Origin of the sequence: Bradyrhizobium cosmicum, from assembly GCF_032290525.1 — a bacterium.
GTDB classification, from domain to species: domain Bacteria; phylum Pseudomonadota; class Alphaproteobacteria; order Rhizobiales; family Xanthobacteraceae; genus Bradyrhizobium; species Bradyrhizobium cosmicum_A.
The window spans coordinates 112809-137051 of record NZ_JASXTA010000002.1 but is presented as its reverse complement, the minus strand read 5'-3'; the positions used below and the strand labels follow the sequence as shown (position 1 = coordinate 137051).

At 64.9% G+C, this 24243-nt stretch carries 23 protein-coding genes; 6 read left to right on the top strand and 17 right to left on the bottom strand.

Annotation, left to right across the window (positions count from 1 at the left end):
* Positions 1–194: 194 nt before the first annotated feature.
* From QSV46_RS04420 to QSV46_RS04410, 3 genes are read right to left on the bottom strand one after another with little or no spacing between them, the layout of a single operon-like run.
* Positions 195–1871, bottom strand: coding sequence for a carboxylesterase/lipase family protein (locus QSV46_RS04420; RefSeq protein ID WP_314946959.1), 1677 nt, complete (start codon positions 1869–1871; stop codon positions 195–197).
* A complete protein-coding gene (locus QSV46_RS04415; protein WP_314946956.1) occupies positions 1868–3388 on the bottom strand; it encodes a carboxylesterase family protein in 1521 nt (506 codons plus the stop codon). The genes QSV46_RS04420 and QSV46_RS04415 overlap by 4 nt, the downstream gene beginning before the upstream one ends.
* Positions 3385–4725 carry an MFS transporter gene (locus QSV46_RS04410; protein ID WP_314946953.1) on the bottom strand — a complete coding sequence of 447 codons (1341 nt, stop codon included), beginning with the start codon at positions 4723–4725 and terminating at the stop codon, positions 3385–3387. Before QSV46_RS04410 ends, QSV46_RS04415 begins: the two co-directional genes overlap by 4 nt.
* 207 nt (positions 4726–4932) lie before the next feature.
* Here QSV46_RS04410 and QSV46_RS04405 point away from each other — a divergent pair, with 207 nt between their 5' ends.
* The gene (locus QSV46_RS04405; RefSeq protein ID WP_314947873.1) at positions 4933–5583 is read left to right on the top strand and encodes a TetR/AcrR family transcriptional regulator; all 651 of its coding nucleotides are present in this window, start codon (positions 4933–4935) and stop codon (positions 5581–5583) included.
* A 9-nt stretch (positions 5584–5592) separates the two neighbouring features.
* Here the strand turns inward: QSV46_RS04405 and QSV46_RS04400 are convergent, their stop codons facing one another.
* The 6 genes from QSV46_RS04400 to QSV46_RS04375 form a co-directional block, all read right to left on the bottom strand.
* Positions 5593–6378 carry an ABC transporter permease gene (locus tag QSV46_RS04400; RefSeq protein WP_314946951.1) on the bottom strand — a complete coding sequence of 262 codons (786 nt, stop codon included), beginning with the start codon at positions 6376–6378 and terminating at the stop codon, positions 5593–5595.
* Entirely contained in the window at positions 6375–7187 is an 813-nt protein-coding gene (locus QSV46_RS04395) for an ABC transporter permease (protein WP_314946948.1), read from the bottom strand. Before QSV46_RS04395 ends, QSV46_RS04400 begins: the two co-directional genes overlap by 4 nt.
* A gap of 73 nt (positions 7188–7260) precedes the next feature.
* The gene (locus tag QSV46_RS04390) at positions 7261–8307 is read right to left on the bottom strand and encodes an ABC transporter substrate-binding protein (protein ID WP_314946945.1); all 1047 of its coding nucleotides are present in this window, start codon (positions 8305–8307) and stop codon (positions 7261–7263) included.
* Between the two features lie 22 nt (positions 8308–8329).
* Entirely contained in the window at positions 8330–9637 is a 1308-nt protein-coding gene (locus QSV46_RS04385; protein ID WP_314946942.1) for an FAD-binding oxidoreductase, read from the bottom strand.
* 16 nt (positions 9638–9653) lie between these two features.
* Complete coding sequence (locus QSV46_RS04380) at positions 9654–10370, bottom strand: HAD family hydrolase (RefSeq protein WP_314946939.1); 717 nt, start codon at positions 10368–10370, stop codon at positions 9654–9656.
* 34 nt (positions 10371–10404) lie between these two features.
* Entirely contained in the window at positions 10405–11484 is a 1080-nt protein-coding gene (locus QSV46_RS04375; protein ID WP_314946937.1) for an ABC transporter ATP-binding protein, read from the bottom strand.
* A gap of 211 nt (positions 11485–11695) precedes the next feature.
* On the opposite strand from QSV46_RS04375, the gene QSV46_RS04370 reads away from it, so the two are divergent.
* Complete coding sequence (locus QSV46_RS04370) at positions 11696–12634, top strand: LysR family transcriptional regulator (RefSeq protein WP_314946934.1); 939 nt, start codon at positions 11696–11698, stop codon at positions 12632–12634.
* Between the two features lie 240 nt (positions 12635–12874).
* Here QSV46_RS04370 and uxuA read toward each other — a convergent pair whose 3' ends face one another.
* The 6 genes from uxuA to QSV46_RS04340 form a co-directional block, all read right to left on the bottom strand.
* Entirely contained in the window at positions 12875–14065 is a 1191-nt protein-coding gene (gene uxuA / locus QSV46_RS04365) for a mannonate dehydratase (RefSeq protein WP_314946932.1), read from the bottom strand.
* Positions 14066–14134: 69 nt separating this feature from the next.
* The gene (locus tag QSV46_RS04360) at positions 14135–15184 is read right to left on the bottom strand and encodes an L-idonate 5-dehydrogenase (protein ID WP_314946929.1); all 1050 of its coding nucleotides are present in this window, start codon (positions 15182–15184) and stop codon (positions 14135–14137) included.
* Positions 15181–16587 carry a TRAP transporter large permease gene (locus tag QSV46_RS04355; RefSeq protein WP_314946926.1) on the bottom strand — a complete coding sequence of 469 codons (1407 nt, stop codon included), beginning with the start codon at positions 16585–16587 and terminating at the stop codon, positions 15181–15183. The genes QSV46_RS04360 and QSV46_RS04355 overlap by 4 nt, the downstream gene beginning before the upstream one ends.
* 4 nt (positions 16588–16591) lie before the next feature.
* Complete coding sequence (locus tag QSV46_RS04350; protein WP_314946923.1) at positions 16592–17170, bottom strand: TRAP transporter small permease; 579 nt, start codon at positions 17168–17170, stop codon at positions 16592–16594.
* Between the two features lie 111 nt (positions 17171–17281).
* Positions 17282–18241, bottom strand: a complete 960-nt coding sequence (locus QSV46_RS04345) for a sialic acid TRAP transporter substrate-binding protein SiaP (RefSeq protein ID WP_314947870.1) — start codon at positions 18239–18241, stop codon at positions 17282–17284.
* Positions 18242–18330: 89 nt separating this feature from the next.
* On the bottom strand, positions 18331–19113 hold the full coding sequence (locus QSV46_RS04340; RefSeq protein ID WP_314946920.1) for a FadR/GntR family transcriptional regulator: 783 nt from the start codon (positions 19111–19113) through the stop codon (positions 18331–18333).
* A 146-nt stretch (positions 19114–19259) separates the two neighbouring features.
* On the opposite strand from QSV46_RS04340, the gene QSV46_RS04335 reads away from it, so the two are divergent.
* Both QSV46_RS04335 and QSV46_RS04330 read left to right on the top strand, forming a co-directional pair.
* Positions 19260–20744 carry a mannitol dehydrogenase family protein gene (locus QSV46_RS04335; protein ID WP_314946918.1) on the top strand — a complete coding sequence of 495 codons (1485 nt, stop codon included), beginning with the start codon at positions 19260–19262 and terminating at the stop codon, positions 20742–20744.
* Positions 20745–20845: 101 nt separating this feature from the next.
* Complete coding sequence (locus QSV46_RS04330) at positions 20846–21253, top strand: nuclear transport factor 2 family protein (protein ID WP_314946916.1); 408 nt, start codon at positions 20846–20848, stop codon at positions 21251–21253.
* Between the two features lie 54 nt (positions 21254–21307).
* On the opposite strand, the gene QSV46_RS04325 is transcribed toward QSV46_RS04330, so the two are convergent.
* On the bottom strand, positions 21308–22033 hold the full coding sequence (locus QSV46_RS04325) for an HAD family hydrolase (RefSeq protein ID WP_314946912.1): 726 nt from the start codon (positions 22031–22033) through the stop codon (positions 21308–21310).
* A gap of 173 nt (positions 22034–22206) precedes the next feature.
* Between QSV46_RS04325 and QSV46_RS04320 the strand changes: the two genes are divergently transcribed.
* Entirely contained in the window at positions 22207–23055 is an 849-nt protein-coding gene (locus QSV46_RS04320) for an SDR family oxidoreductase (protein WP_314946910.1), read from the top strand.
* Between the two features lie 18 nt (positions 23056–23073).
* On the opposite strand, the gene QSV46_RS04315 is transcribed toward QSV46_RS04320, so the two are convergent.
* Complete coding sequence (locus tag QSV46_RS04315) at positions 23074–23256, bottom strand: dienelactone hydrolase family protein (RefSeq protein WP_409997139.1); 183 nt, start codon at positions 23254–23256, stop codon at positions 23074–23076.
* 407 nt (positions 23257–23663) lie between these two features.
* Here QSV46_RS04315 and QSV46_RS04310 point away from each other — a divergent pair, with 407 nt between their 5' ends.
* Positions 23664–24242 carry a MarR family winged helix-turn-helix transcriptional regulator gene (locus QSV46_RS04310; protein ID WP_314946908.1) on the top strand — a complete coding sequence of 193 codons (579 nt, stop codon included), beginning with the start codon at positions 23664–23666 and terminating at the stop codon, positions 24240–24242.
* Position 24243 lies beyond the last annotated feature (1 nt).

Genomic DNA, 24243 nt, shown 5'->3' with positions numbered 1-24243 from the left:
AGGACCTTGAGAATTTCGATTTCGACATTGGTTCCCGTCGCGCGGGATATTGCTCTTGCCAGTGCAGCAATCCTCGCCAGCTCCGAAGCGGGCCGCGCGGAAGCGGGGCCTCGCTTCCTCTAGCGTCACTCGCCGCATTTGCGTGTGAAGCAGATTACAGGTGGTCATGCGGCCCTGTCGAAAGCCGCTCCGCCCTAGTCCCGTGACACCCGCGGCGTCGAGGGGGTGACGTTCGCCGGCGTGTGAAAGTCGAGGCGCGCGCGGTTCTCCTCGCGCACACCGCTGTCGTCGCCAAACTCGACATATTTCTGCGAGTCCTGCTTCCACTGCGGCCACGGCGTCGCCGGCGTGCCCGGATTCCCGGTTCGCGCGAAGGCGACCAGCGAATCCATCATGCGCTCGGACAGCGCGCGATCAAGCTCGGTCCAGACGCGCGTCGTGCGGAACTTGTTGAAGGCATCCTGGGTCCCGAACCAGTACGGCACGTCGGACGTGTGATAGGCACCGATCTTCTGCGGACTGTCGAAGAACTCGACACCGGGCGCGAAGGGATGAACGCGCGAGAACATGTACATGTAGAACGGCGCCTTGCCGGTCTTCGCCTGTGCGACCGCCCAGTTGCGCGTGCCGATTTCGACCAGCCCCTCGCGCGCGGCGAGAAGCCCCATGGCCTTGGCCTCGTCGTCGGTCTTGGCGAGATAGAGCGCAAGGAAGCGATCGGCCTGATCGCCGTAAAGTTTTCTCGCAGCGGCAACATAGGCCTCTAGCGTGCCGGCGGCGCGCAGATCGTTCGAGCTCTCGTCACGCGTGAAGCCCGCGACGGTGGCGACGTCATTCTGCTTGCCGGCCGCGAAGATGTTCGGGACGGTGTCGGGTAGCACATAGCCGTCGATATCGGGCGTGACCGAAATCGAGCCGGCGCAGCCGAGCTGGCAATCCTTCTGGATCGCGAGAATCTTGTCGGCCTGGATCAGCCGCATCTCGGCGAGCGAGGCCGCGCCGAGCGCGGACTGCACCTCCAGCCCGATCTTCTCGGCCTGTGGTAGCGCCGGGAATTTGAAGCGGTTGTCGAACATGCTGAGACTCATCGCAAAACCGCGATGGAACAGGCCCTTCGCCAGCGGGCTCGCCTCCAGCGCAGACACCGACATGGCGCCGGCGGACTGCCCGGTGATGGTGACGTTATCAGGGTCGCCGCCGAATCGCGCGATGTTGCGCTTGACCCATTGCAGCGCCGCGACCTGATCCATCAGGCCGTAATTGCCGGAGGCATGGTGCGGCGATTCCGCGGTCAGCTCGGGATGGGCGAGATTGCCCAGAATGCCGACGCGGTAGTTGAAGCTGACGAAGATCGTGCCTTTCTTCGCAACGTTCTCGCCGTCATACATTGCCATGCCGCTGGAGCCGAGCGTGAAACCGCCGCCATAGATCCAGACCACGACCGGCAGCTTCGCGCCGGGTTTCGCATCCGGGCTCGCCCAGACGTTCAGATAGAGGCAATTCTCGCTGGTCGCCTCCTCGCCGAAATAATGATTGAGATTGTGCCGGCGCAGCACCTGGATGCATTCGGGCGCCAGCCGGTCGGCGTGATAGACGCCCTTCCACGCCTCGACGTTTTGCGGCGCGCGCCAACGGAGATCACCGAGCGGCGGCGCCGCAAACGGAATGCCGAAATAGGCTTTCACGCCGGATGGCAGCAGCTTGCCGGAGACAGCGCCGCTATCAATGCTGACAGGGTCGCCGGGAACTGGCGTCGCGACGATCTGCGCTGGCGCCGACGAGGTCGCCAGCATCGCGAATGTGCCAAGCAGCGAGACAATCGAATTGGCAGAGCGCCATCGAACGCGCACGGTCTTTCTCAAAATGCTCATCCGGTCTCCCTCATCTTGTCGTTGTTGCCTGCGCTCAGCTCCGCCCACACGCGAGCGCGCGCGCCGTCGTTGAGCGGCACAATGTGGAACGGCTGACCGAAGATCGCGAGCGGCTCGCTGCGCGGCTCAAACCGCGGCCAGGCTTCCGCGACGTCGGGAGCGCCTGATGTGACGAAGCGCAGCAAGCTCGCCTGAAATCGCGCCGCTACGTCGATGTCGGCTGGCGTCATCGGACCGCCCTCGCGCTTCAGGATCGGGCGATCGACGAAATTTGGCAGATGCGCCCACAGGCACGCGTTGTCCGCACCATGGGTCGGCCCCTGCGACAGGAACGGCTCCAGCGCCGGGCGATGGTCGAACCGGCTCAGCCACACCGCGCCGCCTGCGGCTGCATGAAGCCGTGCGAGATCGGCCATCGGACGGTGCCAGAACGCATCCGACAGCAGCGCCTCGTAAGGATCCTCGTCGAGGCGCGCGGTGGCGCGATAATAGGACAGCAGACGACACCAGCCGGCGTCTCCGAACGCCGTGCGCACCTGCCGCTCGGTGGTGCGGATCATCGCGGCGGGCGGCGTGCTCTTCAGGAACATCGCCATCTCGTCGCGGCAGGAGCCGAGCCAGAGCGGAATGTCACGCAAGCTTCCGTCGGCGAAGACATCGCGCGGCTCGCGCGGGATCACGCTGCCATCGAGCACCGGGCCGAACACGGTGCCCTGCTCGGTCTCGTCCGCGAGCCTGCGGCCGACCCGCTCTACGGCCGCGAACAGCTTTGGCAGCGGCACCGAAATGATCGCGGCCGGATCGTGCGCAAGGTCGAGCTCATCGAGCACGCGGCGCGCGACGTTGTCGGCATGATCGGCGCTCATGATATTCCGCCCAGGCGCGCTCAGCGCGAGCGCGCGAGCGAACTTGCCCTTGGCCTGTGGCAGGGTTGCGAGCGCAATCACCAGGGAGGCGCCTGCCGACTGGCCGGACAGGGTGATCGCATCTGGATCGCCGCCGAAATTCACGATGTTGTCGCGCACCCAGTCGAGCGCGGCGAGCGCATCCTGGAGCGCGAGGTTGTTGGCCTCGGCGAGGCCTTGGCGATGCAGTTGCAGGAAGCCGAGCGGACCGAGCCGGTAGTTGATGGTGACGATCATCGCCGGGCCGTGAGCCGCGAGAAACGAGCCGTCGTAGTCGGCGCCGCCTCCGGTGACGAAGGCGCCGCCATGGATGAAGAACAGCACCGGCAGCGCACGATCGGCCTCGGCCGGCGCCCAGATGTTCAGGCTGAGACAGGCATTCTCGTCGGCATGATCGAGATGACCGGGCTGCGGCGCGTAAGCGCCATAGCTGGTACAGCGGCGCGGCTCCGCCCATGCAACCGGCGAAATTGCCTTGGCAAAACGCCGCGCGGTGGCGAACGGCACCCCCTTGAAGCAGCGGACACCGTTCTGCTCAACGCCGGTAATCGGCCCGTTGGTGGTCGAAACTGCGCCGGTCGGCATGCGATCGCGATCCTGTTCTTCGTTCAACCGCGCCGCCTGCCGAGATCGGCGATATCGACGGTGTGGGTTTCGCGCGCGGTCGCCGCAGCGGCTGCCGAGATGACGCAGCAGCAGGCGACGAAGATCGCAACGGGAATCCACCCGTTCGGCCCCTCGCCGACCAGGCTTGCGCTTACCAGCGGCGTGAAGCCGGCGGCGAGGAAGCCGAGCTGCGTGCCGATCGCGGTGCCGGAATAGCGCACCCGCGCCTCGAACATCTCGGCATAGAACGACGGCCAGATCGCGTTCGGTGCGGCGTAGATGATGCCGGAGAGGATCATCGCCGCGGCGAAGATCGCCGGCGTATTGCCCGACGTCACCAGAATGAAGTAGGGGAACACCAGCACGGCGCAGCCGAGCACGCCGCCGATGAACACCGGCTTGCGGCCGATCCTGTCGGCAAGCAGGGCCCACAGCGGCTGGGTGATAAGTGCCGTGACATTGCCGAGCACGCCGGCCCACAGCATGGTCGGCCGCGCGACGCCGAACTTGCTGGTGGCATAGCCGAGCGCGAACACCGCGGTCATCGTGCTCACAGTGGCGATCAGCGCACAGACGATCACGCGCAGCACGTCTGACCAATAGTCGCGCATCAGCGCCACGACGGGAAAGCGCGCCACCTTCGCCTTGTCCTTGATGTCCTCGAACACGGGCGTTTCCGGCATGGTCCGCCGCACCAGATAGGCGACGACGAGCACGATGAAGGACAGCAGGAACGGGATACGCCAGCCCCAGCTCAGCAATTGCTCCTCCGGCAGGCTCGACACCGGGATGAACACCAGTGTCGCAAGGATTGCGCCCGCCTGGGTGCCGCTCAGCGTCCAGCTCGTGAAGAAGGCGCGGTTGGAATTGGCGGAATGCTCCAGCGTCAGCGAGTTCGCGCCGCTCTGCTCGCCGGCGGCCGACAGGCCTTGCAACAGCCGCAGCAGCGTCAGGATGACAGGTGCGGCATTGCCGATTGCCTTGGCATCCGGCAACAGGCCGATGGCAAGTGTCGAGCCACCCATCAGCACCAGCGTAAACAAGAGCACGGTCTTGCGGCCGATGCGATCACCGAAATGGCCGAGGATGACGGCGCCGACGGGGCGCGCGATGTAGCCAATGCCGAAGGACAGCAGCGCGAGCAACGTCGCTGTCGAGGGATCGACATTGGCGAAGAACACTTTTGGAAAGATCAGCGCCGCCGCGGTGCCATAGATGAAGAAGTCGTAGTATTCGAGCATGCTGCCGACGAAGCTGACCAGCGCGGCGCGCTTCGGCAGCTTGTTCGACGTGGCCTCGGCGCTGGGTGATGCGCGCAGCGACGCGGTTGACGTCAACGTCATGAAATCTCCTCCCCTTGTGTCCGATGCGGTTCGCGTCAGGCCGTCCGCCTCGCGCGCGCTTTATGGATCTTGTTGCCGCAACCTTGCTTTGAATAGATAATGTACGAACTAGTACGTTTATGCAAGATGCATTGGATCGAGGCCTGAACGGGCGCAATTTGCCTTCACCTTCAAGGTGATCCGTGGAAAGTGGCGGGGACAACAATGATGCTCGAGCGCATGCCGGCCCCATCGAAGCGCACCAACGACCCCGAGCGCACCAAGCGCGACATCCTCGAAGTGGCGATGGCCGAATTCGCCTCAGAGGGCTATTCCGGCGCCCGCGTCGATGCGATCGCGGCGCGGACGCGCACCTCGAAACGGATGATCTATTATTATTTCGGCGGCAAGGAGCAGCTCTACCTTGCGGTGCTGGAGGAGGCCTATCGCAGCATCCGCGCGCTGGAGGACCAGCTCGACATCGCAAGCTGCGATGCCCGCGAGGGACTGCGCCGCCTGATCGAGGCGACCTTCGACCATGACGAGCGCAACCCCAACTTCATCCGCCTCGTCAGCATCGAGAACATCCATCACGGCAAGCACTTGAAGCAGAACCAGCAACTGCGCCAGCTCAACGCCAGCGTGATCGCGACGCTCGACGGTATCCTCGAGCGTGGCCGCACTGAGGGGGTCTTCCGCGACGACGTCGATGCCATCGACCTGCACCTCGCCATCTCCTCCTACTGCTTCTTTCGTGTCGCCAACCGCCACACCTTCGGCGCCCTGTTCGACCGCGATCTCAGCGAACCCAGGGTGCTGGCGAAGAGCCGGACGCAGATCGTGGAGATGATTTTGGCGTGGCTGGCGGCAGCGGCTTAGCGACAGCCCTCACCCACTCTTCTTCTGCCGCGTGCTCGCGAGCAGCACCAGCATGAAGGATGCCGCCGTCATCAGCGTCGAGATCGCGGCAATGGTCGGGTCGATCTCGTCGCGAAGCGCGGTGAACATGCGCTTGGTCAGCGGCTGGTACTGGCCGCCGGAGATGAACAGCGCGACGATGGTCTCGTCCATCGCTGAGATGAAGGCGAAGATACCGCCCGCGACCACGCTGGATTTGATCTGCGGCAAGGTCACCGCGAAGAAGCTGCGCAGCCGGTTCATGCCAAGGCTGCGCGCCACCATCTCCTGTGCGGGATCGAAGCTCTGCAGGCCCGCCAGCACGGAAATGACGACGTAAGGCAGGCCCAGCATCACATTGGCCAGCACGAGGCCCGGCAGCGTCGCAACCAGGCCGACCTTGGCATAGACGAAGAAGATGCCGACCGCGGTGATGATGATCGGCACCACCAGCGGCAGCAGCAGCGCCATGTGGATCACGCGCATGATGCGCAGCTTCGACTGGCTGATGGCATAGGCGGCGACCACCCCGAACGGCGTCGCGATCACCACGGTCAGCAGCGCCACCGTCAGCGTCACCCGCGTCGCCTGCATCCAGGCGGGGTTGGCGAAATATTGCTGGTACCAGCGCAGCGAGAACGACGGCGGCGGGAAGGTCAGGAAGCGCGCGCTGGAGAAGGAGATTGGCGCGATGATCAGAACCGGCAGGATCAGATAGACCAGCACCAGCGCGCTGATCACGTAGAGGGCAATCCGTGCGGGCGACAATCGCGTCATTTCTGCCCCAGGATGCGATCGAGCGAGATGAAGCGGCTGACGACGACGAAGATCGCGAGCACACTGAGGAGCAGCACTACCGCGACCGCGCTGGCCGCGCCGAACTGGTTGTAGAGTTCGACATTGCGGCTCACCAGCATCGACACCATCACCGTGCGGCCGCCGCCGAGCAGTTCCGGCGTGATGTAGAATCCGAGGCAGAGCACGAACACCATGGTGCAGCCGGCGAGTACGCCCGGCAGCGACAGCGGCAGGAATACGCGCAAGAACGTGAGCGACGGGCTCGCGCCGAGGCTGGCACCGGCCTGCATCAAATCGCCGGGGATTTTCTGCATGGTCGCGTAGAGCGGCAGCACCATGAAGGGGAGCAGGATGTGCACGGTCGCCACCACCGTACCAAACGTGTTGTGGACCAGCGCGAGCGGCTCCGAGATCACATCGAGATAGCGCAGGAACTGGTTGATGACGCCGGTGCGCTGGAGCAGCGCCAGCCAGGCATAGGCCCGCACCAGCACGCTGGTCCAGAACGGCAGCACCACCAGCGACAGGATCAGGATGCTCCACCCTTTCGGCACGGCATTGGCGAGGTAGGCCACGGGATAGCCGAGCAGCAGCGCGATCAATGTGACCGCGAGGCTGATCTCGAAGGTCAGCGCAAAGCTGCGCCAATAGATGGCTTCGGTGAAGATGCGGCGATAGTTCTCCAGCGTGAAGCCGTCATGGTAGATCGACTGCCAGGCAAGCCAGCCGACCGGCAGCACGATCAGAGCCAGGATCACCAGCAGCGCCGGCGACACCAACGCCAGCATCAGCCCGTGCTCACGGCGCTGATGCTTTTGGGAGGGATCTGGCAAGGATGTCGTCAACGCGGCCTCGCTTCGCTTACTTCTGCATGAACGACGCCCAGCGCTTCTCGGCGGCCTCGCCCGCAGGCGAGGACCACCAGGCGTAGGACATCAGCGCCTGCTTTGCCGCATTCGCGGGCTCGCTCGGCAATTGCGCGGCGCGCTCCGGCTTGATTACGTTGGTCTCGAACGCCTTCGGGTTGCCCGGACCATAATCGATGTGGAGCGGCAGGTTGGCCTGATGCACGGGATCGACGGCCTGGTTGAGAAACTTCACCGCCGTGTCGAGATTCGGCGCGCCCTTGAGGATGCAGAGCGAGGTGCTCTGAAGGATGCCCTGGTTGTAGGTGAAGGCGACCTTGGCGCCCTCCTTGGCGACGGCGCTGACGCGGCCGTTCCAGGCCATCTCCATGTCGACCTCGCCGTCGTTGAGAAGCTGGGCCGACTGCGCGCCCGAGGTCCACCACACCGTGATGTGCGGCTTGATCTCTTCCAGCTTCTTGAAGGCGCGATCGACGTCGAGCGGGTAGAGCTTGTCCGGTGCGACGCCGTCGGCCATCAGCGCGGCCTCGAGCGTCGCGAACGGGTGGTTGCGCAGCGCGCGGCGGCCGGGAAATTTCTTCACGTCCCAGAAATCGGCCCAGCTGTTCGGCGCGTCCTTCGGGAAGGTTTTCTGGCTGTAGGCCAGCACGCTGGAATAGAACTCGTAGGACACCGAATAGGGACTGCGATACGCCTCCGGCATCGCCGCGCCATTTGGAATCTTCGAAAAGTCGAGCTTCTCGATCAGCCCCTGCTCGCCGCCGCGCAGGCAGTTGCCGGTCGGGGTGTCGACGACGTCCCAGATCGGCTTGCCGCTGCCGACTTGCGTCTTGATCGCGGGCCAGGCGTCGGGAATGGAATCCTGGTTGATGGTGATGCCGAGCTTCTTGGCGGAGGGATCGAGAATCGCCACCGTCTGCGCCTGCTGATAGGCGCCACCTTGCGAGACGAAGGTGATCTGTTCGGCAGCGTTCGCCGCCGTGGTAACTCCGATTGCGCCCAGCAACGCGCAGCCAAGTCCAAAACTCCGTTTCGTATTCATCCTCGCCTCCTCCAAATAAATCTCACTGACCGATCGCATCGAGAAACTGGTACCAGCCGGCGACCATGCGCACGGCGGGCTCGCGCAGCGGATAGAACGGAATGGGTTTCATGCGCCGCGCGTCGAGCAGGCCGACATCGGGCGTCTCGCCACGCAACAAGGCGGCCAGATAGCGGCCCATCAGGCTCGACATCGCAACGCCGGCACCGTTATAGCCCATCGAGAACAGCGTGCGGTCGTCGAGCCGGCCGATATGCGGCACTGAGTCTAGCGTCATCGCGACCAGGCCCGACCATTTGTAGGCGAGCGGGACGTCGGCGAGATCGGGGAAGATGCCGACCATCGCCTTGCGCAGCGCATCGAAGGCGGCTTGCGAATCCTGCTTGCCGAAGGCGCCGCGGCCGCCGAAGATCACGCGGTTGTCGACCATGCGGAACCAGCGCATCATGCGCTTGGTCTCGGTGTAGCTGCGCCCCGTCGGCATCAGCTTTTCAGCGAGGTTGCGCGGCAGTCGCTCGGTAGCGACCATGGCGCTGCGGAACGGGATCAGCGTGCGCTGTAGATGCGCCGTCGCGCCCGTCAGATCCGAATAGCTGTTGGTCGCGATGATCGCCTGCTTGGCGCGCACCGCCCCTCGCGGCGTCTCGGCAACGACACCGTCCTTCTCGCGCCGGAGCTTTACGACCAGAGATTCCTGGAAAATCGGAACGCCGCGGCGCGCCACACCATCGGCGAGGCCGCGCAGATAATTCAACGGGTGGATGCCTCCGGAGCCCGGATTGAGCACGCCGCCCACAAATATGTCGGAGCCGGTCTCGTCGCGCACGCCGCGCTTGTCGAGGATGCGGACCTCGGCGGAGCCCATCTCGCGCGTCATCCAATTGGCTTCGTCGATCGCCGCCTTCAGCGTCGTCTGGTTATGCGCCGCCTTGACCTGGCCGGTACGCGTCAGGTTAGCGCTGGTGATGCCGAATTCGGAGACCAGCTCCTCGACGATATCGGTGGATTCATGCGCGATCTCGTACATGCGCCGCGCCATAGCGCGGCCGTGCACGGCGTCGATCTCGCGGAACGACAGGCGGAACTTTGCGGTGATGACTCCACCATTGCGCCCGCTCGCGCCCCAGCCGGGACGGTTGGCCTCGAGCACGATGGGGCTGAGCCCGCTCTTGGCGATGTGGTGCGCCGCTGATAGCCCGGTATAGCCCGCACCGATAATCACCACATCGGCCTGTTGCTCGCCGGACAGCACGGGAAACGCACGCGCCGGCTCCGCCGTGGCTTCCCACAGCGAATTGACCGACGGCAGCGCGCTCCAGTCCCGTGTCATGGCTGTGCCCACAGGTTCAAGTCGCCGGCCCGATCGCCGCGTCGGCGAGCGCCTTCAACGTCGCGAAATGGAAGTCCGGCTTGGTCAGCGTCTCCACCGCCGGCGTTCCGCCGAAGCCGGCCATGCCCTGACGCCGCTCGATCCAGCACACCTTGTAGCCGAGTTGTCGCGCGATCCCGATGTCGTGGTGCTGGCTCTGCGCGACGTGCAGGATGTCGGATTGCTTGTAACCGAAGGCAGATTGGCGGCCCTTGTTATAGGCGAAGAACTCCGGGTTGGGCTTTGCGACGCCGGTCTCGTCGGCGCAGACCGTGTCGTCGAAGGGATCGCCGAGCGCGTGCGCGTAACAGGAGAGCGCGACGCGGTCGGCATTGGTCATCGCCACCAGACGGAATTTCGTGCGCAGGCGCTTCAAGGCCTCCACCGAGTCCGGGAACGGTCCCCAGCGCAGCACCGCGAGCTGGAACATGTCGCACGACGCGTCGTCAGCGGGCAGCCCGAGCTCCTTGGCGAGATAGCGGTAGACGTCGAACATCACCTCGCTCGAGCGCTCGTGGTGCTTGTCGCGGCCGCGCTTGTAGGACTCGAAAATCTTGTCGTCGCTGAGTTCGGCCGGCGACTTGCCCGAAATCCTGCGCACCGCGGAGAGCACGCCGGTCTCGAAATCAATCAAGGTGCCGACGACGTCGAAGGTGAGGACCTTGAAATTGCTGAACGCGGCTTGGGTCGACATATCAGTTTCTTCTCTCGGTTGGTAAGGCTTGGGTTCAGTCCACCCGGGGCACGACGATGGTGTCCTCGGGATGAAGGGTGACGGTGAGGCTGCCGCCGAGCGGTGGAATGCGGCTGTAGGCCTGGTGATAGGCAGGCTGGCGCAGGCTGAGCGCGACGCCGTCGGCAAGCGCGAGGAAGATGCGCAGGCTCTCGCCCTGGTAGACGATGTCGGTGACCGTCCCGGTCAGGCGGTTGCAGGCGGCGTCCTGCGCGCCGTCGTCAATCAAGAGCTTTTCGCTGTGCACGGCCAGCATCAGGGCGTCTCCGTCGGGAATGGCGCGGGCGCTGCGCAGCAGCGCATTGCCGAGCGCGACGCTGGAGGCATCGACGCGACGAACCGGCAGCATCGTCGCCTCGCCGATGAAGCTCGCCACGAAAGAGTCCGCGGGATGATCGTGCAGCCGCTCGGGCTGGTCGATCTGGATCAGGCGGCCGTCCTTCATCACGGCAACGCGGTCGCTCATGGTCAGCGCTTCGCGCTGGTCATGGGTGACATAGATGATGGTGGCGCCGATGCGCCGGTGCAGCGCACGCAGCTCGATCTGCATGGATTCGCGCAGCTGCTTGTCGAGCGCCGAGAGCGGCTCGTCCATCAGGATCAGGCGCGGCTCGAAGATCATGGCACGCGCCAGCGCCACGCGCTGGCGCTGGCCGCCGGAGAGCTGCGCGATGCCGCGCTCCTCATAACCGGCCAGCCCCACCATCGCGAGCGCCGCACGCACCTTGTCCGGCCAGATCGATTTCGGCAGGCGTCGCGCGCGCAAGGGAAAGGCGACGTTCTCGCCGACACTCATATGCGGAAACAGCGCATAGTTCTGGAAGACGACGCCGATGTCACGCTTGTGCGGCGGCATCCAGGTAACGTCGCGGCCGCCGAACAGGATCGTTCCGCTCGAGGGCAGGATGAAGCCGCCCAAAATGCCGAGCAGCGTGGTCTTGCCGGAGCCGGAGGGGCCGAGCAGCGAGACGAACTCGCCGGCGCCGACATTGAGGGAGACGTCGTCGAGGGCGCGAACGGCGCCGTAGGCCTTGCTGGCCGACCTGATCTCGACGCTTTCCGCTCGTTTGTCCAACGATCGACCTCGCCCATGTCCTTTGCCGGCGTGCCTCACTGCGCGCCATAAGCCTGCTTTATAGACAGGGATTTTGGGCACTCACGATGAAAGCGTGCGACGCACCAAATCTACTCTCGAAGGCACTGTCTTTAGGCTGTCATGTCAATGACACCAGACTTGGCAAAATCCGGCAATTGCCAAATTCTCACCGCGCCCATAACATGGTGTTATGCCTGAGCTGCGCCGGATGCTGCCCTCCAGTAACGCCCTGTTCGTCTTCGACGCAGCGGCGCGCAACGGCAGTTTCACGGCAGCGGCGGCCGAATTGAACGTCACGCAGCCGGCGGTGAGCCGGATGCTCGGCCAGTTCGAGGAGCATCTCGGCGTTCGCCTGTTCGACCGCAAAGCGGGCCGCGCGGTGCTCACCGAGGAAGGCGAGCTCTTGTATCGCCGCGTGCACGACGGTTTTCGCAGCATCGAAACCGGGCTGATCGAGATCGAGCGCCGCCGCAGGGGCACCGAAACGGTCACGCTGTCGGTTTCCTCCGCCTTCACCACGCATTGGCTGATGCCGCGCATCGACAAGCTGCAGCGGCAGTTTCCGCAGGTCGATCTGCGCTTCCAGCTCATCTCCGGTGCGTTGCGCGGGCCGGTGGAGAATGTCGATCTCGGCATGCGCTTCCGCGATCGCGAAGAACCGTCCTCGGGCGGCACGCTGGTGATGAAAGAGGTGATGCTGCCGGTGTGCAGCCCTGCCTATCTCGGCGAGACCGGGCCGGCCGAGGGCAACACCATCATCCGCCTTGCCGAGACGCCCGGCGACTGGGCGGCGGACTATTCATCGTTCCTCACCCGGCGGCGCGGTGCGGCCAAGGCGTTGAGCTTCACCGATTACGCGGTCGTGGTGCAGGCCGCCCTGCTCGGCCAGGGCATCGCGCTCGGCTGGCTGACGGTTGCCTCGCACTGGCTGCTGACCGGCGCGCTGGTGCCGGCATCCAACGCGCTCACCACCACGCGGCGCGTCTGCGAGTTCCTGCCGCCGCGCAACCGGCCGATGCGCCCCATCGCCGCCGAAATCCGCGACTGGATCCTCGCGCAGATGCAAAGCGAGATCGCCGCGATCGACCGGCTCCATCCGAAGCTCGGCGCAATGGCGGCGTGTTACTGAGCGTATAGGCGAATCTCACGAGCAGTCGTCATGCCCGGGCTTGTCCCGGGCATCCACTTCTCTGCATCGCGGGGCAAGACGTGGATGGCCGGGACAAGCCCGGCCATGACGCTGTAGCAGCCTTGGCACCTCTCCCTCCACGTCATTGCGAGCGCAGCGAAGCAATCCAGAATCCCTCCGCGGAAACACTCTGGATTGCTTCGCTACGCTCGCAACGACGACGTGGACAGGGCTCTATCTCTACCGATGCTCGATCGCGCGGATGGCGCCGCGCAGCTCGGCGAGGCCGCGCAGGCGGCCGATCGCGGTGTAGCCGGGATTGGTGCGCTTGGTGGCGGCGAGATCGTCCAGCATGCGGTGGCCGTGATCGGGGCGGAACACGATCCGCTTATCCGGCGAACGCCGCGCGTTCTCCTTCAGCAGCGCCTTGAGCACCGCGACCATGTCGACATCGCCGTCCAGATGATCGGATTCGTAGAACGACAGGCCGTCGGCCTCGCGCTTGGTCGCGCGCAGATGCGCAAAGGCGATGCGCGGTCCGAAGCGTTCCGCCATCGCAGGCAGATCGTTCTCCGCACGTACACCGAGCGAGCCCGTGCACAGGCAGATGCCGTTGGCCTTGGACGGCACCGCGTCGAACAGCGCCTGGTAGTCCTCGGCGCTGGAGGCGATGCGCGGCAGGCCGAACAGCGGCCGCGGCGGATCGTCCGGGTGCAGCGTCAGCGACACGCCAAGCTGCTCGGCAACGGGCGTGACGCGACCGAGGAACTCGGCGAGATGCTGCCGCAGGATCTTGGGTGTGATGTCGCGATAGGTTTCGAGCCGGTCGCGGAATTGCGGGATGGTCATCGGCTCGGTGGTCGAGCCGGGCAGCGCGCTGGCGATCACCATGACGAGGTAGTCGATATCGGCCTGGCTCATCTGGTCGAACAGCGCTTTCGCACGGGCCTGCTGCTCGGGCGAATATTCCTGCACGGCGGCAGGGCGCTTCAGAATGTGCAGCTCGAACGCGGCAAAACGGTCCTGGTCGAACCGCATGGCGCGGGCGCCATTCGGCAATTCCCATTCCAGATCGGTACGGCACCAGTCGACGACAGGCATGAAGTTGTAACAGACGATCTTGATGCCGGAGGCGGCGACCGCCTCCAGGCTCGCGATCCATGCCTCGATCGACTTCGTCGCCTTTCCGCCGAGACGCTTGACGTCATCGGGGATCGGAATCGATTCCACGACGGACCAGGTCAGCTGCGAGCGGCCGGGCTGGCCGTGCTCGATGAAGTTCTTGCGCTCCTCGACCGCCTTGCGGGTCCAGGCCTCTCCGATCGGCACCTGATGCAGCGCCGAGACGATATCCGTCGCACCGGCCTGCCTGACGTCATCCAGCGACACGGGATCATCGGGCCCGTACCAGCGCCATCCCTCGAGCATCATGGATCTCCTAAAGCGTTTTCGAGCGAAGTGGATACCGGTTCGCGTGAAGAAAACGCGTCAAAACAAGAATCAGTTCGCGGTCAGCACGACCTTGACGCTCTGCGAGCGATCGAGCGCGAGCCGCAGCGCGTCCGGCGCGGTCGACAGCGGCCGCTCGGCGGTGACCAGCGACAGCACGTCGACGCTGCCGGCGCCGATCAGCTCCACCGCAGTCATGAACTCGAAGCCGAAACGGAACGAGCCGCGCAGGTCGATCTCCTTCGCCATCACGGCATTGGACGGCGTCGGAATCTGGCCGCCCGGCAAATTGCCGATCTGCACCACCACGCCGCCGCGCCGGACAATGCCAATCGCACTCGCAAGGCCCGCAGCCGTGCCCGAGACCTCGAAGGCGACATCATAGGGGCGCGAGGCCGCCTGCGCCTTCAGGCCTTCCTCGCCAGCCGAGACGTTCTCGACATGCGATGCGCCGAGCTTGGTCGCGAAAGCCAGCGGCGCCGGCGCGATATCGGCCACCGTGACGTCGGCCATGCCGGCGCGGTGCGCGGCGAGCATGGTCAGAAGCCCGATCGGGCCGGCGCCGAAGATGATGCCGCGCTTGCCTTCGATGTTGCCGGCGCGCGCCACCGCGTGCAGGCAGACCGCGAGCGGCTCGGCAAGCGCCGCAGCCTGATAGGAGACGTGGTCCGGAATCTTCACGCACTGCGCCGGGATCGCGTCGAAATAATTGGCGAAGCCGCCCTGCATGTGCGGCGTCTTCGAGGCCGAACCCATGAAGTAGATGTTTTCGCACAGGTTCGGCCGGCCCTCGCGGCATGCGACGCAATGGCCGCACCAGCGCGACGGATTGACGGCGACCCGATCGCCGACTTTCAAATTGGCTGCGGAGCCCGCGATCTCCACGACCTCGCCCGATATCTCGTGGCCGAGCACCAGCGGCGACTTCACCACGAAATCGCCGGTCCTGGCGTGGCGGAAGTAATGCATGTCCGAACCGCAGATGCCGCCGGCGCCGAAGCGGATGCGCACCATGCCCGATGCGAGCTTGTCGAGCGGATGCTCGACCATGCGCAGATCTTCGGGGCCGAACAGGGTAGCGGCGAGAGCGGAGGAGGTCATTTGGAGAGTCCCATGTATTTAGGCAGCCAGAGGGTGAGTTCAGGAATGTAGGTGATCGCGATCAGCGCGAGCATCAGCGGCACCAGCCAGGGCAGGATCGCCACAGTGGTGCGCTCGACCGAGAGCTTGGCCACGCGCGCCAGCACGAACAGCACCATCCCAAGCGGCGGATGCAACAGGCCGATCATCAGGTTCAACGTCATGATCAGACCGAAATGAATCGGATCGATGCCGAGCTTGAGCACGATCGGCAGCAGGATCGGCACCAGGATGGTGATCGCGGCCGTGGTGTCGATGAAGCAGCCGACGAACAGGATCAGCACGTTCGCGAGCGCCAAAAACACCCATTTGTTGTGGGTGATGCTGAGCATCCAGTCCGACAGCATCTGGGCGGCCTGCGACACCGTCAGCAGCCAGGCGAAGATCGAGGCCGCCGTGACGATGAACAGCACCGAGGCCGTAGTCTCGATGGTGTCGAAGGTTGCCTTCGCCACCGTCTTCAGGGTCATGGTACGGTAGCGGATGAGGCCGAGGAACAGCGACCAGATCACGGCGGCGACCGCGGCCTCCGTCGGTGTGAACCAGCCAAGCGTCATGCCACCGATCAGGATCACCGGCGCCATCAGCGCCATCACCGCGGAGAAGTCGAAGTACCAGTCGAGCGCGAGCAGCACGACCAGGCCGAGACCAACGGCCCAATTGGTGGAGAGACCGGCGACCGTCAGGAGCCAGACAGCCATCGGGAAGCTCAGCACGACGACGATCTCGAGCCCAGCCGAACCGAGCTGCGGCCAGGAGAACGGCGTATCGCTACCCCATTTGTTCTTGTGCGCGAAATAGCTGACGGTGACCATCATCAGCAGCGTCAGGACAACGCCGGGAATGACGCCGCCCAGGAACAGCGCGCCGATCGAGACGTTCGCCATCATGCCGTAGATCACGAAAGGCAGCGACGGCGGGATGATCGGGCCGAGCGTCGCCGAGGCCGCGGTGACGCCAACCGAGAACTCGGTGGAGTAGCCGTGGTCCTTCATCGCCTTGATCTCGATGGTGCCGAGACCGGCGGCGTCCGCGATCGCGGTGCCGGACATGCCGGAGAAGATCACCGAGCCGATGATGTTGACGTGGCCGAGGCCGCCCCGCATCCAGCCGACCAGCGCAACCGCGAATTTGTAGATGCGCCCGGTGACGCCGGCGATGTTCATGAGATTGCCGGCCAGGATGAAGAACGGCACGGCGAGCAGCGGGAAGCTCTCGACGCCGGCGATCATGCGCTGTGCCAGCGTGACGTCGGGCGTCACGCCGCTGACCAGGATGTAGAGCAGCGACGACGCAGCCATGGCAATCGCCACGGGAACGCCGAGCAGCATCAGGATGAGGAAGCCTCCAAGCAACAGCAGCATGACTTTATCCTTCAAAACCGTCGTAGGCGCCGGGACGTTCGAGGATCGAGTAGCCCTGTCGCAAATGTTGTATTGCCACCTGCACCGAGCGCGCGAACATCAGCACGAAGCCGGCCAGCACGGCGTAATAGACGTAGTCCTTGGGCAGGTTGATCGTGGTCATCTGCTCATCGCCGATGATCTGGATGTAGACCCAGACCAGCTTGATGGCGTAGCCGAAGAAGGCGATCCGGATCAGGTCGATCACCGTCGACAGCGCGCGCCCGACGCGGTGCGGCAGATAACGATAGATGAGGTCGACCTGGATGTGCCGCGACAGCCGAACGCACATCGAGGCGCCGATGAAGACCACGCCGATCAGGCAGTAGGTTGCGATCTCCTCGGTCCAGGCATAGCTGTCGTTGAGCACGTAGCGGGTGAAGAACTGCAGGAAGACGGCGAGCGCCATCACCCAGAAGATCGCCAGCGCGACCCAATCCTCGAACGCATAAATGCCGAGATCGACCTTCGGCGTCGCCTCCTCCTCGAAGGTATGGGCGATCTCGTCCGCGGTGATCTGCCGGTGCGTTTCGGCGGTCGACATGGGTTGCTCCCTAAAAACACTGACCGTCGTTCCGCGGCTCGCGAAGCGAGAACCCGGAACCTCGAGATTCCGGGTCTGGTCCTTCGGACCATCCCGGAATGACAGCATTGGCTATTTTACCGCCTGGATCCGCTCCCAGTCGGCCTTGCGGTAGCCAAAGGTCTCGAACGCGACGTTCTTCAGCACGGCGTCGCGGAACTCGTTCTTGTCGACTTCCGTGACGGTCAGCCCCTTCTCCTTGAAGAAGGCGACCAGCTTGGCCTCGTTCTGCTTGATCTCGGCGGTGGCCTTGGCGGCGGCTTCCTGCGCGACGTCGGTGAAGATCTTCTTGTCCTCGTCGCTGAGCTTCTTCCAGAGTGCGCCAGCCACCACCGTGTTGAGGTGATCGACGATGTGGCCGGTGAGCACGATGTGCTTCTGCACCTCGTAGAACTTCTTGGCCTCGATCGTGGTCAGCGGGTTCTCCTGCGCCTCGACGGTGCCGTTCTGAAGCGCGAGATAGACTTCGGCGAACGCGATCGGCGCGGTGTTGGCGCCGCAGGCGCGCGGCATGGCAAGATAGGCCGGCACGTCGGGCACGCGCATCTTCAGGCCCTTGAGATCGGCGCAGCTCTTGATCGGCTTGTTCGACGAGGTCTGGCGCACGCCGTAATAGGTCACCGCGACGATGTGGTGGCCGCTCTTGTCCTCATAGCCCTTGGCGAGCTCCTTGAAGATGTCGCTCTTGGTGTAGGCAAGCAGATGGTCGGCGTCGCGGAAGGTGTAGGGGTAATAGGTCACGCCGATCGGCGGAAAGCTCTTGGCCGCGAAGCTCGAGCCCGAGATGATGATGTCGACCGAGCCGAGCGAGAGGCCCTGGTTGATGTCGGCCTCCTTGCCGAGCTGCGAGGCCGGATAGACGTCGACCGTGTAGCGCCCATTGGTGCGCTTGCCGATCTCCTGCGCGGCCCACACCGAGGCGGTGTGGAACGGCTCCGAGGTCTCGTAGACATGGGCCCATTTGAGCTTGGTCTGCGCCATGCCGGGATCGGTCGCCGCGAACATTGCCGCGACCGAAGTCGCCAGCACCATCGTCATCTTCTTCAACACTGTCTTATCCTCCACTGATTAAGTCTGCTTCTTGTTCGCCCGCACCCGAAGCGGATGCGGACCGCCCAATCTCATCGCCGCCGCGCTCTCTTTGGTTTTGCTGGCTTGGCTGGGAATCGCGCCGGTCGGCTCCGCCCGGCGGGCGATCCTGTGGCGTTCTCGGCGCCGAAATTCTGTGCGAAACGCTCTTGCGAGCGCACCAGATGTTTGCGCATGGCCTCGCGCGCGGCGTCCGGATCGTGCGCCGCAATCGCGTCGCGCACCGCGCGGTGCTCGTCGAGCGCGGTGCGCCACGTGCCCGGGCTCTCGAAATAATGCGCAAGCTGCGCGAAATAGGGGTTGAGGCGCTGGTCGAACAGCTCGCCGACCACACGCACCAGAACCGCGTTGCCGAGACTGCCGGCGATCGCGACATGGAACGCACGGTCGTGCACCATCGAGGCTTCGCCGGGATGCTCGACATTCTCCATCGCGAGCAGCGACGCGTCGATGCGGGCGACGTCGTCCTTCGTCGCCACGCGAGCGGCCTCTTCGGCGATGGCGCTTTCCAGGAATTCACGGGCGCGGAGCAGCTCGAACGGGCCCTCGATGACGGAAGCGAGCGCGGGCGCCGCAACAGCGGCAGGCTCGATCACATAGATGCCGGAGCCGACGCGGATGCGGAGGCGGCCCTCGACCTCGAGCGCGATCAGGGCTTCGCGCACCGTCGGCCGCGATATTTTGAGCTGCTCGGCAAGCTCGCGCTCGGTCGGCAAGCGGCTGCCGACCGCGTACTCGCCGCTGTCGATCAGGCTTCGCAATTGATCGGCGACCTGGCGATAAAGCCGTCTCGCCTCCACAGCTTCCAGCGGCACGCTGGTCCTCCCGAAAGGGTCTCGCCGGGAAGCCTTGCGCCCCGGCGGCCGGCCAATTTTGGAAAATTGGTCTTACCAATTGACCGGAGCATTGACCGAGGACGGGCGTCATGTCAAGCAGCGGCCAACCACAGGGAGAGACGACCATGCGCCTTCATTCAACGCGCCTTGGCCGCGCCAATCTCGACCGGCTGCCGCCCGGCATCCGCCGCCCGGCCTATGACCGTTCGCGCGTTACGCCCGGCATCCTCCACCTCGGTCTTGGAGCCTTTCATCGCGCCCATCAGGCCGTCGTCGTCGACGATTGCCTTGCCGCCGGCGCCACAGCGTGGGGCATTGTCGGTGCGAGCCTGCGCAGCCCCGATACGCGCGACGCTCTCGCCCCGCAGGATCATCTCTACACGCTTGCCGTGCGCGCAGCCGAAGGCACCGAGCATCGCGTGATCGGCTCGCTGCTCGACAGCGTCGTCGCACGCGAGAGTCCGGCGGGGCTGGTGGAGCGGATGGCCGATCCCGCCATCCGCATCGTCTCGCTCACCGTCACCGAGAAGGGCTATTGCCACACGCCGCAGACCGGCGATCTCGACGAGCGGCATCCTGACGTCGTGCACGACCTCAACAATTTCGACGCGCCACGTTCTGCGCCGGGCTTCATCGTGGCGGCTTTGGCGCGGCGGCGGGCGCAAGGCCTTGCACCCTTCACCGTTCTGTGTTGCGACAACCTCGCCGCGAATGGCCACACCGTGCAGCGGATCGTGATGCAGTTCGCGGCGCTTCGCTCCAAGGACCTCGGCAAGTGGATCGCCGATACGGTTGCCTTCCCCTCGACCATGGTCGATCGCATCGTTCCGGAGACCACGGACGCCGACCGTGACGCGGCCTCGAGCGCGCTCGGTCTGCGCGACGCATGGCCTGTGATGACCGAGCCTTTCACGCAATGGGTGGTTGAGGATCGGTTTACGGCGGGCCGGCCGGATCTCGCCCCCGCGGGCGTCGAGCTCGTCACCGACGTCAGGCCGTTCGAGCTGATGAAGCTGCGGCTGCTCAACGCCAGCCATTCCACGCTCGCCTACCTCGGCTATCTCGCGGGCTTCGAGACCATCGCCGACACCATGCAGGATCCGCATTTCGCACGTCTCGCCGCACGGGTGATGGAAGAGGCCGCCGTGACGCTGACGATGCCATCAGGCACCGACCTTCCCGCCTACAGTGCCTCGCTGCTCAAGCGCTTCGCCAACCCGGCGCTGCATCACCGCACCTGGCAGATCGCGATGGACGGCTCGCAAAAGCTGCCGCAGCGCCTGCTCGGCGCGATGCAGGATCGCCTCGCCAGGAACCTGCCGATCGCAACCCATGCGCTCGCGGTGGCCGGCTGGATGCGCTACGTCAGCGCGATCGACGAGCAGGGCCGCACCATCGACGTGCGCGATCCGCTTGCCGCCGAGTTCGCCGCGCTGGCGCGTGCGACCGGCCCGGTCGCCGAGCGGCTCGCGCCCGCGTTGCTCGGCGTCGAGAAGGTGTTCGGCCCGCTGGGCGCCGAACCGCGCCTGCGCGAGGCCGTGACCGCGACGCTCGGCCGGCTCTATGCGGATGGCGCGCGGCGGGCTGTGGAGACTCTCGTCTCGGCGTGAGCACAAAGCGGGCAGCAATGCTGCACCGCGGCCAAAATCGCACGCAAAATCGAACGGAAGTCGCGCTTGATTTTTGCCTGCCCTTGCCCCACCCGAGAGGTATGGCAAAGGATAGCAAGGTCATCGCCGCGAACGCGGCTTTCTACGCCGCCTTTTCAACGGGCGACTTCGACGGCATGGAACGGATGTGGGCGGATGACGACGCCATCTCCTGCATCCATCCCGGCTGGCCGGCGATCATCGGGCGCGCCACCGTCATCGGAAGCTGGCGCGATATCCTGCAAAATCCGGAGCGGCCGCAGATCGTTTGCGCCGAACCGCAGGCGATCGTCGACGGCGACACTGCCCGCGTGCTATGCATCGAGATCGTCGACGGCACCGCTTTGGCCGCCGCCAACCATTTTCGCCGCGTCGGCGACGGCTGGCGCCTGGTGCATCACCAGTCGAGCCCGATTGCGCAGATTGTCGAGCAGTCTGAAGACGATAGAGCGAGCCACCGCGTGCACTGACCGCGGTCCTCACGCCGGCGTGATCTACTGTGCATGGGGTTGTTTTTCAGTTTTTTATTTGGCGGCCGCGAGTTCCGACAGATCATCCAACACGAACCGTGCGCCGCCCAGATCATCGTCCCGGAAGTACAAGCTGCGCGTGATGAGAACCGGGATGCGGGCCCGCGACGCCGCAATCAGACCGTTGGCGGAATCCTCGATCGCAACGCAGTCGGAAGGCTTCAGCTTCAGCCGCGCCAGCGTTTCGAGATAGACATCCGGCGCGGGCTTCTTGTGTCTCACGTCATCGCCGGCAACGACCGCGTCGAAGTCCGCCGCCCAGCGCTTTCCCAGCGTTTGCGAGAGCAGCGCATCGATATTGCCGTGCGATGTCGTGGTCGCGATCGCAAGCCGCTGGCCGCGCGCCTTCGCCGCAGCAAGCAACTCCGCCACGCCGGGCCGCAAGGGGCAGCAGCCGGTTTCGACCAGTTCGGCATAATGCGCGGTCTTGATGCGGTGGAGCTCTGCGATGTCCGCGTCCGTCAATGGCGGCGTGATCCCCAGCCTTACATGGTAGGCGCGCACGCGTTCCTTGCCGCCCGTCACCCGCAGCAGCTCCTTGTAGACGGCACGGTCCCAATGCCAGCCCAGACCGTGGCGAACGAAGGCGAAGTTGAAGGCCTGCCGATGCAGTTCCTCCGTCTCGGCCAAGGTGCCGTCGACATCGAAGATCAGCGCAGCCGCGCGGCGGATCAGCTCAGCGGCGTCGCATGGCAGCGCTGCGCGGGCTTCTGCCGGCATGATCGATCCTGATATCAACGACGCATCCCTCCCGGCTACCCGCGGCAAGCGAGCATCGCCCGTCGTCGCAGGCGCGACAAATCGCAATATCTTTTGCCGGACCCAAAAATCTCTTATGAGCGGAGGGCGCGCAAGCTCGCGCAGACGGGAACTTTGACCTGCACGGGAGACGCATGCGGCTCTTCATCCTCGGCCTCGGCTATAGCGCCCGGCACTTCGTCCGCAGGTTCGGCAGCGCGTTTTCGCATATCGCCGGCACCGTGCGCGATCCCGGACAGCGGGACGACCTTGGCGGCATCGAGGTCCACGCCTTTTCCGGCAGCCGTCCGGCACGCGAGACGGTCGAACGTGTCGGCGCCGCCGACGTCCTTCTCATATCGATCCCGCCCGGTAGCGCTGGCGATCCCGCGATCGCGGCATTCGGCGACGTGCTGGCAGCGGGCCGCCGCAAGGTCGTCTATCTCTCGACCATCGGCGTATATGGCGATCACGCCGGCGGATGGGTCGACGAGAGCACGCCGCCCGAGGCGACGCTGGAGCGCGCCCGAATGCGGATCGCGGCAGAGCAGATCTGGACCGACACGGCACGTGGCGAGGCCGCGATCCTGCGGCTCGCGGGCATCTACGGCCCCGGCCGCAACGCGCTGGTGTCGCTGCGCGCGGGTTCGGCCCGACGCATCATCAAGCCGGGACAGGTCTTCAACCGCATCCATGTCGGCGATATCGCAAATTCGATCATGGCGGCGGCGAACCACCGTGGCGGCGGGACCTGGAACGTCTGCGACGACGAACCCGCTCCGCCGCAGGACGTGATTTCCTATGCTGCGCAGCTGACGGGCATCGCCCCGCCGGCCGAAGAGGCGTTCGAGACCGCCGAGATGTCGGTGATGGCCCGCAGCTTCTATTCCAGCAGCACCCGCGTATCCAACGCGAAACTGAAGCACGAGCTCGGCGTCGCGCTGGCCTATCCCACCTATCGGCACGGCCTCGACGCGCTATGGCGCGCGGGGGAAGGACGATAACGCCCTCGCGCTGCGGCGTCAGCTCGGTACGCCGTGCTTCTTGAACCAGGCCTGGGCCTGCTTCCAGGCATCTTCCGCCGCGTCCTTGCGGTAGCTGCCGCGGTAGTCGGCATGGAAGCCGTGCGGCGCCTCCGGAGCGGCAATCGACCGGATTTGATCGTGTGCCCGATTTAACCGCGTAGCTGCGCTGCGACGCAACATCCATTAACCGAGAACAGGGGTACTTCCGCCGCACATCATGCGGTCAGAAGTTGCAGACGCTCCATCCCATCGCGCAATTCGAAACGCCTCGCCGCAACAAATGAGCTCCGGGGTGACCGCGACGGCACATCATGTTGCCGGGACGCCGCGCGCCATCGGAATCCTGCACGCGAGCCAACGTCATTTGACTGAAATTTTCAGAAGAATTGAGACGCGTGATTTACTCGAACTTTCTTTGTGACGCTCTAGTTCCACGACCGGAAGTTCCATCTCCGGACACGGAGAGACGTCTTCCAAATGTGCTCCCACGTCCGGCCAAGGACCGATCGAGAGTCTCATTCTCGTCCACCCAGATTGCGCTAGCCGAAGGCTCAATTGAATAAAGCTTTATCCGACTTGGAAGTGAAATGAATTTGGCTCGCGAATCGATTGAACTGTTGGAGCAGGTTGCACGGATCCTCTGGTTCGAAGGCGCCAAGCTCGGCTTGCGCGACCGCGAGTGGATGGCGCTGCGCTTCCTCTCACGCGCCAACCGGTTTTCCCGCACGCCTTCGGCGCTCGCGAGCTACGTCGGCACCACGCGCGGCACCGCCTCCTTCATCATCGGCGAGCTCGAGCGGCTCGGATATCTGGAGCGAAAGCGCTCCGCCACGGACAAGCGATCGGTCATGCTGAGCGTGACGCAACAAGGCAAGAAGTTCCTGCTGCGCGATCCCGTCGGCGTCCTCCTCGAGGCGATCGACGTCCTCGACGACGAGGCCAGGATCCGCTTTCGTGACACGCTCCGGCACGTGCTCGATCAGGCGGACGCGGCCGAGCAGCGGCACCATACCGACGTTTGCAGGCGATGCATCTTCCTGCGCGAAGATCGCACCGCCACGGACGGCAGGACGAATGGCGAGTTCAGCTGCCGCCTGTTTCGCGCGCCGATCGCAGAGGCGGAGGTCGATCTGCTGTGCACCAGCTTCGAGCATCACCGCCAATAGA

Excerpts from the sequence above, each read along its gene's own strand:
- QSV46_RS04320 (WP_314946910.1), top strand. The coding sequence starts at position 22,207 with ATGCGGCTCTTCATCCTCGGCCTCGGCTATAGCGCCCGGCACTTCGTC.
- QSV46_RS04400 (WP_314946951.1), bottom strand. The coding sequence starts at position 6,378 with ATGACGCGATTGTCGCCCGCACGGATTGCCCTCTACGTGATCAGCGCG.
- QSV46_RS04385 (WP_314946942.1), bottom strand. The coding sequence starts at position 9,637 with ATGACACGGGACTGGAGCGCGCTGCCGTCGGTCAATTCGCTGTGGGAA.
- QSV46_RS04355 (WP_314946926.1), bottom strand. The coding sequence starts at position 16,587 with ATGCTGCTGTTGCTTGGAGGCTTCCTCATCCTGATGCTGCTCGGCGTT.
- QSV46_RS04350 (WP_314946923.1), bottom strand. The coding sequence starts at position 17,170 with ATGTCGACCGCCGAAACGCACCGGCAGATCACCGCGGACGAGATCGCC.
- QSV46_RS04405 (WP_314947873.1), top strand. The coding sequence starts at position 4,933 with ATGCTCGAGCGCATGCCGGCCCCATCGAAGCGCACCAACGACCCCGAG.
- QSV46_RS04330 (WP_314946916.1), top strand. The coding sequence starts at position 20,846 with ATGGCAAAGGATAGCAAGGTCATCGCCGCGAACGCGGCTTTCTACGCC.
- QSV46_RS04370 (WP_314946934.1), top strand. The coding sequence starts at position 11,696 with ATGCCTGAGCTGCGCCGGATGCTGCCCTCCAGTAACGCCCTGTTCGTC.
- QSV46_RS04420 (WP_314946959.1), bottom strand. The coding sequence starts at position 1,871 with ATGAGCATTTTGAGAAAGACCGTGCGCGTTCGATGGCGCTCTGCCAAT.
- QSV46_RS04395 (WP_314946948.1), bottom strand. The coding sequence starts at position 7,187 with ATGCTGGCGTTGGTGTCGCCGGCGCTGCTGGTGATCCTGGCTCTGATC.
- QSV46_RS04380 (WP_314946939.1), bottom strand. The coding sequence starts at position 10,370 with ATGTCGACCCAAGCCGCGTTCAGCAATTTCAAGGTCCTCACCTTCGAC.
- QSV46_RS04315 (WP_409997139.1), bottom strand. The coding sequence starts at position 23,256 with ATGTTGCGTCGCAGCGCAGCTACGCGGTTAAATCGGGCACACGATCAA.
- QSV46_RS04410 (WP_314946953.1), bottom strand. The coding sequence starts at position 4,725 with ATGACGTTGACGTCAACCGCGTCGCTGCGCGCATCACCCAGCGCCGAG.
- uxuA (WP_314946932.1), bottom strand. The coding sequence starts at position 14,065 with ATGATGCTCGAGGGATGGCGCTGGTACGGGCCCGATGATCCCGTGTCG.
- QSV46_RS04325 (WP_314946912.1), bottom strand. The coding sequence starts at position 22,033 with ATGCCGGCAGAAGCCCGCGCAGCGCTGCCATGCGACGCCGCTGAGCTG.
- QSV46_RS04310 (WP_314946908.1), top strand. The coding sequence starts at position 23,664 with ATGAATTTGGCTCGCGAATCGATTGAACTGTTGGAGCAGGTTGCACGG.
- QSV46_RS04390 (WP_314946945.1), bottom strand. The coding sequence starts at position 8,307 with ATGAATACGAAACGGAGTTTTGGACTTGGCTGCGCGTTGCTGGGCGCA.
- QSV46_RS04345 (WP_314947870.1), bottom strand. The coding sequence starts at position 18,241 with ATGGTGCTGGCGACTTCGGTCGCGGCAATGTTCGCGGCGACCGATCCC.
- QSV46_RS04335 (WP_314946918.1), top strand. The coding sequence starts at position 19,260 with ATGCGCCTTCATTCAACGCGCCTTGGCCGCGCCAATCTCGACCGGCTG.
- QSV46_RS04360 (WP_314946929.1), bottom strand. The coding sequence starts at position 15,184 with ATGACCTCCTCCGCTCTCGCCGCTACCCTGTTCGGCCCCGAAGATCTG.